The organism is Vibrio penaeicida (genome assembly GCF_030689305.1).
Lineage (GTDB): Bacteria > Pseudomonadota > Gammaproteobacteria > Enterobacterales > Vibrionaceae > Vibrio > Vibrio penaeicida_B.
This window is the reverse complement of record NZ_JAUYVM010000006.1, coordinates 318,186-325,734: the sequence shown is the minus strand read 5'-3', so window position 1 is coordinate 325,734 and position 7,549 is coordinate 318,186. Positions and strand designations below refer to the sequence as shown.

The window sequence follows — 7,549 nt, the reverse complement described above, 5'->3', positions numbered from 1 at the left end:
CTAATTGCCCGTGAGGCTTAACCATACAACACCCAAGGGGTTTTGATGGACTCAAATAAGAACAGATTGAATGTGTAAGAACCAGAACTAAAAAAACAGCTTTCCAGATTAAGAATTTGCTTGGCGACCATAGCGTTGTGGACCCACCTGATTCCATGCCGAACTCAGAAGTGAAACGCAATAGCGCCGATGGTAGTGTGGGGTTTCCCCATGTGAGAGTAGGACATCGCCAGGCTTTAAATTTGAACATCTGCTTATGATAAGCGGGTATTCCACTGCGGAGTGGTAGTTCAGTTGGTTAGAATACCGGCCTGTCACGCCGGGGGTCGCGGGTTCGAGTCCCGTCCACTCCGCCATTTATTTAAGAAACCTCAGCAGAAATGCTGAGGTTTTTTGCGTTTAAGGAAGATATATTCGACCTACGGTCGAACGAGTCCCGGTCGTGTGCGACCCCAGCTGCTCCGCCATTATTTAAGAAACCTCAGCAGAAATGTTGAGGTTTTTTGCGTTTAGGAAAGACATATTCGACCTACGGTCGAACGAGTCCCGGTCGTGTGCGACCCCAGCCACTCCGCCATTTATTTAAGAAACCTCAGCAGAAATGTTGAGGTTTTTGCGTTTAGGAAAGACATATTCGACCTGCGGTCGAACGAGCCCCAGTTGTGTGTTAACCCAACCATTCCGCCATTTAACTATATCAATCTGTAACATTAACAAGCCCGGCTCATCCATGCTCTTCGTATAATTAAGAATCCACTACAAGTGACACAAACGTTAGAATCAATATTTTTATAATAGATGACGTATTGATTCTAAGTAGACTATTGGATCTGCCAATTCAAACTTGTTTGATGGGATTGAATTCTGGAGAATAAGAAGGAAGCCTTATAACACTGATTTAGCGAGGTGACTGAGCTAGGTTATCTATGTTCTGACCAGTGCTTTTCCTATACTTTTTGAGCGTATTTTAGCTCAAACCGCTGTTTCTTTATCGCTTTTGGCTGTATTCAATGTCTAGCTTATAGGCGAGTCTTGACGCTATGCTCTTCAAAGCTTACCTCGTATCGAGGTCATACACTGCCCCTATCTAGCTCTATATATTCAGGGATCTTACGGATCATTTCACTTTTGAAAATTTTGAAATCGCGTTGAGATTATTGATATTGACTTGGGTGTTTAGAACGTGAAGTTATTCTACGAAAGCCCCATGTAATCGAGTAAGAATTAGATTAAATCTAGATAGTAATGTTTGCGAGTCCTTTGATGATATGAGCATGAATATCACTGTCAGTTAATCACTCTCCTGACGGAGTTTCTGCTCGACATACGGTATTGGCTGTTATAGTCTGGACATATAGACGTCTAAACGCTTTAGGGAGAAAGTAAGATGCCCATTAAGATTCCTGATCAATTGCCAGCTTTGGATACACTTAGGCACGAAAATATATTTGTAATGCCTGAGTCTCGCGCAACGACGCAGGAAATACGCCCACTTAAAGTGCTCATTCTTAATTTAATGCCGAAGAAAATTGAAACGGAAACGCAGTTTCTTCGCCTCTTATCAAATAGCCCGCTACAGATAGATGTAGAGTTACTAAGAATTGATAATCGACCAAGTAAAAATACGCCAACAGAGCACTTAGATACGTTTTATCGCCAGTTTGAAATGGTGAAAAACAAAAATTTTGATGGGTTAATTATTACAGGTGCGCCCTTGGGGCTCGTTCAATTTGAAGATGTAATCTATTGGGAGCACCTTCAAACAATCATGAACTGGGCAAAAGAGCATGTAACCTCAACGTTATATGTATGTTGGGCTGCACAAGCAGGCTTAAAGCTACTGTACAATCTGCCTAAACGCACCCGAAAAGAAAAGCTTTCAGGAGTGTATCAACATCAAGTTTTACAGCCTTATCATCCAGTCCTGAGAGGTTTTGACGATACTTTCTTAGCACCACACTCTCGATATGCCGACTTCTCGCCAGAATATTTATCGGAGCATACTGATTTAGATATTTTGGCTACATCGGATGTTGCCGGCGTATACCTTGCTACAACGAAAGACAAGCGAAATGTATTTGTCACTGGTCACCCTGAATATGACTCTCACACATTACATAACGAATATATAAGAGATCTAGGAGAGGGGATGGAGCCACCAATTCCTGTCAATTACTATCCAAACAACAACCCAGATAACAAGCCTAACGCCAGTTGGCGAAGTCACGGACATTTGCTATTTCTAAATTGGTTAAACTACTGCGTTTACCAACAAACACCGTATGACTTGTCTCTTTTCTCGGAAGCTAATTTTACTAAGGACGAAGAGTAAATAGCTTTAAAATTCGGGCAGCTTAATCGCTGCCCTTTGTTTTTATTCCTCTTTTTTGGCTTTCTCTATCATTGGGGTAATAGTGGAGCCCTGTATAAGAATGGAAAATACAACAACAGAATAAGTCATCACGAGAATGATCTCTTTTACGTCTATCAGCTTATCAGGAATCACCAAAATTCCAGGAGGAATGGATAGAGCCATTGCGAGAGCTAACCCTCCTCTAAGTCCTCCCCATGTGAGAATTTTTACTGACCAAGAATTATAGCTACGGTATCGAGTGAAGCCTAAATAAGAGAGCCAAACACTCAAGTACCGACTGGTCAAAACAAGGGGTATGGAAAATGCCATTAGGATCCAATCTTCGTGATGGAACTCAAATAGAAGCATAGACATGCCGATAAGTAAGAATAAAACGCCATTTAAAAACTCATCAACCAACTCCCAAAAGTGATCTAAGTGCTCTTCACTTTCTTTTGAAAAACCGATAAATCGAGTCCAGTTACCGATCATAATCCCGGAGACCACCATGGCTAAGGGACCAGATACATGAACGACATCTGCAAAGGCATATCCTGCTGTTGGAATTCCTATAGTCAATAAGAGCTCCATAGAATGATCGTTAGTCGCGCTGATTAAATAGTGAAATAGTAATCCAAGAGCAAACCCGTATACGATGCCGCCAATAGCTTCTTGAGCAAACAGTAGGGTAACGCTTGTGATGGTAGGGGATTCCGTACCAAATGCCATGGTATAAAGCGTGACAAAAATGACGAGACCAAATCCATCATTAAAAAGGGATTCACCTTCGATTTGAGTTGAGATTCGTTTGGGTGCATCAAGCTTTTTCACTATGGCCAAAACTGCAATGGGATCGGTTGGTGATATAAGCGCTCCGAAAAGTAAACAGTATACGAGACCGAATTGAATACCAATTACTTGACAGAATAGGTAGAGCGCAACGCCAATAAACGCCGTTGAAAACAATGTCGCACCGAGTGCTAAAATTGTAATTTCCCATTTTTGATCTTCCATATTAGGAAGCTTTATTCCCAACCCACCTGCAAACAAAAGAAAGCCTAATACGCCTTTGAGCAAAAACGCTTCAAAATTAATTGTACTCATAGTTTCAGTAGCGACTTTGGTTAAGTGAAACCAATCGTTTTGACCTGCAACAATAATGAACAATGATAAGATCAGCGCACCTGCTGTGATGGCAATTGTGCTCTGCATCTTTCCTATCTTACTGTTTATAGAAGCGATCAGCATTGCCGCTGCAGAAAGAAAGCACAGGGTGTAATAGACAGACATGGTCTAGGTTATTCCAAATGTAACAAAATGTGTAGTTGGCGGATTTTCCTCCTACTTTGGCACAATATCAAATACTTTTTTTGCTCATCTACTTAGTGAAAAATCAGCAGTGATAGATCGGTAATTTACTAGTTTGGACGTCTAGATTTCTATTGGATGTGTGGTAGGATGAGAGCAAAGATAAGGAATGAGGCTGTAGTGTGGCTGGAAGCAATTTAAGACAACAAATCGAACAACAACTTTCCCGAAGAATTATGCTCATCGATGGTGGTATGGGTACCATGATTCAGGACTTAAAGTTGGAAGAAGAGGATTATCGTGGTGAACGTTTTTCCGATTGGCATTGTGATTTAAAAGGTAACAATGACCTTTTAGTTTTGTCTCAGCCTCAGCTTATTAAAGACATACACAGTCAGTATCTTGAAGCAGGTGCCGACATATTAGAAACCAACACATTCAATGCAACCACCATTGCAATGGCTGACTATGATATGGAAAGCCTGAGCGAAGAGATCAACTTCGAAGCAGCGAAGCTGGCAAGAGAAGCTGCTGATGAATGGACGGCAAGAACCCCAGACAGACCACGCTATGTTGCTGGCGTTCTTGGTCCCACTAACCGAACATGTTCGATCTCTCCAGATGTAAATGACCCTGGATATCGTAACGTGAGTTTCGACGAGTTAGTCGAAGCGTATTCTGAATCGACGCGCGCGCTCATTAGAGGCGGCTCACACCTCATCCTTCTTGAAACTATTTTTGATACGTTGAACGCTAAAGCATGTGCATTTGCTGTTGAATCTGTATTTGAAGAAATGGGCATTGAATTGCCTGTTATGATTTCAGGTACGATCACCGATGCGTCTGGACGTACACTTTCTGGTCAAACTACGGAAGGCTTTTACAATGCGCTAAGGCATGTTAACCCCATTTCATTTGGTCTGAACTGTGCGTTGGGTCCAGATGAACTGCGTCAATACGTTGGAGAGCTTTCACGCATTTCAGAGTGCAGTGTGTCTGCTCACCCTAATGCGGGGTTGCCTAATGCTTTTGGTGAGTATGATCTATCACCTGAAGATATGGCTGAACATATTGGTGAATGGGCGAGAGCTGGGTTCCTCAACCTAGTGGGTGGGTGCTGTGGTACTACACCAGAACACATTCGCCAAATGGCACTAGCCTGCGAAGGTGTTCCTCCTCGTAAGTTGCCGACTATACCTGTGGCATGTCGTTTATCTGGTCTTGAGCCTTTAACGATAGCGAAAGATACCTTATTCGTTAACGTTGGTGAGCGAACTAACGTAACGGGTTCCGCTCGTTTCAAACGCCTCATCAAAGAAGAGCTCTATGACGAAGCGTTAGATGTGGCGCGTCAGCAAGTTGAAAACGGTGCGCAAATCATCGATATCAATATGGATGAAGGAATGCTCGATGCGGAAGCCTGTATGGTCCGATTCCTGAACCTTTGTGCTTCTGAACCAGAAATATCCAAAGTTCCGATTATGGTTGATTCCTCTAAATGGGAAGTGATCGAAGCGGGTCTAAAGTGCATTCAAGGTAAAGGTATTGTTAACTCGATTTCCCTAAAGGAAGGGAAAGAAAAGTTCTTGGAACAGGCTAAGTTAATTCGACGATACGGTGCCGCTGTGGTCGTAATGGCGTTTGACAAAATGGGTCAGGCTGAAACACGCGAACGCAAGCTCGAAATCTGTACCAATGCCTACAACATTCTGGTTGGCGAAATTGGTTTTCCGCCAGAAGACATTATCTTTGACCCAAATATATTCGCGGTTGCAACGGGTATAGAAGAACACAATAACTACGCGGTTGATTTCATCGAAGCTGTTGGTGATATTAAACAAAAATTGCCACACGCTATGATTTCAGGTGGTGTGTCCAACGTTTCCTTCTCCTTTAGAGGCAACAACTACGTTCGTGAAGCCATCCACGCCGTGTTCCTATACCACTGTTTCAAAAACGGTATGGACATGGGTATCGTTAACGCTGGTCAACTTGAGGTTTATGATAACGTTCCAGAAAAACTTCGAGAAGCTGTTGAAGATGTGGTTCTAAACCGTCGTGATGATGGTACAGAGCGTTTACTCGATATCGCTGCTGAGTTTGCCGGAAAGGGCGTAGGTAAAGAAGAAGATGCTTCAGCGCTTGAATGGCGAAGCTACCCTGTTGAGAAGCGATTAGAACACGCCTTAGTTAAAGGGATTACAGAGTTCATCGTTGATGACACGGAAGAAGCCCGTCAAAACGCGACCAAACCTCTTGAAGTGATCGAAGGTCCTCTAATGGACGGCATGAACGTGGTGGGTGATCTGTTTGGTGAAGGTAAAATGTTCCTTCCTCAGGTGGTGAAATCGGCCCGTGTTATGAAGCAGGCGGTTGCACACCTAGAGCCTTACATTAACGCCTCTAAGCAAGCCAGCTCGACAAACGGAAAGATACTGTTGGCGACGGTAAAAGGGGATGTTCATGATATTGGTAAGAATATCGTAGGCGTTGTACTGCAATGTAATAACTATGAAATCATTGATCTCGGTGTGATGGTTTCTTGCGAGAAAATCCTTACAGTCGCCAAAGAAGAAAACGTTGATATTGTTGGGCTGTCTGGTCTTATTACTCCCTCTTTGGATGAAATGGTTCATGTTGCCAAAGAAATGGAACGACAGGGTTTTGAACTGCCACTTCTTATTGGTGGTGCAACGACTTCCAAAGCGCATACTGCAGTAAAAATTGAACAGAATTATCACAAGCCCGTGGTGTACGTGAATAATGCCTCACGTGCGGTTGGTGTGTGTACTTCTTTGTTATCTAATGAGTTGTATCCAGGTTTTGTTGAAAAGTTGGATGCAGATTACATTAGAGTTCGAGACCAGCACAACCGGAAGAAGCCTAGAACTAAACCTGTGACCGTAGAGAGAGCGCGAGAAAATCGAGTCGCGATTGATTGGAGGAATTATACGCCGCCAGTTCCAGCTAAGCCTGGTGTTCATGTGTTTGATGATTTTGATATAGCCACGCTACGTAAATATATAGACTGGACCCCTTTCTTTATGACGTGGTCGTTGGTAGGTAAATACCCTGTAATATTTGAACATGAAGAAGTGGGTGAAGAAGCTCAACGATTGTTTAAAGATGCCAATGATTTGTTGGATCGTGTTGAAAGTGAAAGCTTGCTTAAAGCTCGAGGTATGTGTGCTCTATTCCCTGCTGCAAGTGTTGGGGACGATATTGAAGTGTACACGGATGAAAGCCGAACGGAAGTTGCTCACACGCTTCATAACCTTCGCCAACAAACCGAAAAACCTAAAGGGTTTAACTACTGCTTGTCTGACTATATCGCACCAAAATCCAGCGGTAAGAAGGATTGGATTGGTGCATTTGCTGTAACAGGTGGTATCGGGGAGCGAGAGCTTGCTGACGCGTATAAGGAGCAAGGTGACGATTACAATGCCATTATGATTCAGGCGGTGGCAGATCGATTAGCAGAAGCATTTGCTGAACATCTTCATGAACAGGTAAGGAAAGAAATCTGGGGTTACGCAAAAGATGAAAATTTGGGTAATGAAGATTTGATTCGTGAAAAGTATCAAGGTATTCGACCTGCACCAGGCTATCCAGCGTGTCCTGAGCACACCGAGAAAGGTACATTGTGGGAAATGCTTAAAGTTGAAGAGGCGATCGATATGTCGCTAACCACTAGCTATGCAATGTGGCCTGGAGCGTCAGTGTCGGGTTGGTACTTCTCGCATCCAGATTCACGCTATTTTGCCATTGCACAGATCCAAGAAGATCAAGCAAAAGATTACGCAGAAAGAAAAGGGTGGGAGTGGGAAGAGGCTGAAAAATGGCTTGGGCCTAATCTTAACTGATAGATACGCAACAAATTGAGAAAGG

General features: G+C 43.1%; 3 protein-coding genes, 1 tRNA gene and 1 rRNA gene. 4 read left to right on the top strand and 1 reads right to left on the bottom strand.

Annotated elements, in window-relative coordinates; translation table 11 throughout:
- Window positions 1–119: 119 nt before the first annotated feature.
- The 3 genes from rrf to metA all read left to right on the top strand — a co-directional run bounded on the left by rrf (window position 120) and on the right by metA (window position 2,332).
- Window positions 120–235: ribosomal RNA gene (rrf, locus tag Q8W40_RS12540) — 5S ribosomal RNA — on the top strand.
- Window positions 236–279: 44 nt separating this feature from the next.
- A tRNA-Asp gene (locus tag Q8W40_RS12535) sits at window positions 280–356 on the top strand.
- Window positions 357–1,387: 1,031 nt separating this feature from the next.
- Complete coding sequence (gene metA, locus Q8W40_RS12530; RefSeq protein ID WP_305397468.1) at window positions 1,388–2,332, top strand: homoserine O-acetyltransferase MetA; 945 nt, start codon at window positions 1,388–1,390, stop codon at window positions 2,330–2,332.
- A 42-nt stretch (window positions 2,333–2,374) separates the two neighbouring features.
- Here the strand turns inward: metA and Q8W40_RS12525 are convergent, their stop codons facing one another.
- Window positions 2,375–3,643 carry a cation:proton antiporter gene (locus Q8W40_RS12525; protein WP_305397466.1) on the bottom strand — a complete coding sequence of 423 codons (1,269 nt, stop codon included), beginning with the start codon at window positions 3,641–3,643 and terminating at the stop codon, window positions 2,375–2,377.
- Between the two features lie 200 nt (window positions 3,644–3,843).
- Between Q8W40_RS12525 and metH the strand changes: the two genes are divergently transcribed.
- Window positions 3,844–7,524, top strand: a complete 3,681-nt coding sequence (gene metH, locus Q8W40_RS12520; RefSeq protein WP_370693384.1) for a methionine synthase — start codon at window positions 3,844–3,846, stop codon at window positions 7,522–7,524.
- Window positions 7,525–7,549: the final 25 nt, after the last annotated feature.

What these genes read in the sequence shown, in the direction of transcription:
- metA (WP_305397468.1), top strand. Translation starts at nt 1,388, where the DNA reads ATGCCCATTAAGATTCCTGATCAATTGCCAGCTTTGGATACACTTAGG.
- Q8W40_RS12525 (WP_305397466.1), bottom strand. Translation starts at nt 3,643, where the DNA reads ATGTCTGTCTATTACACCCTGTGCTTTCTTTCTGCAGCGGCAATGCTG.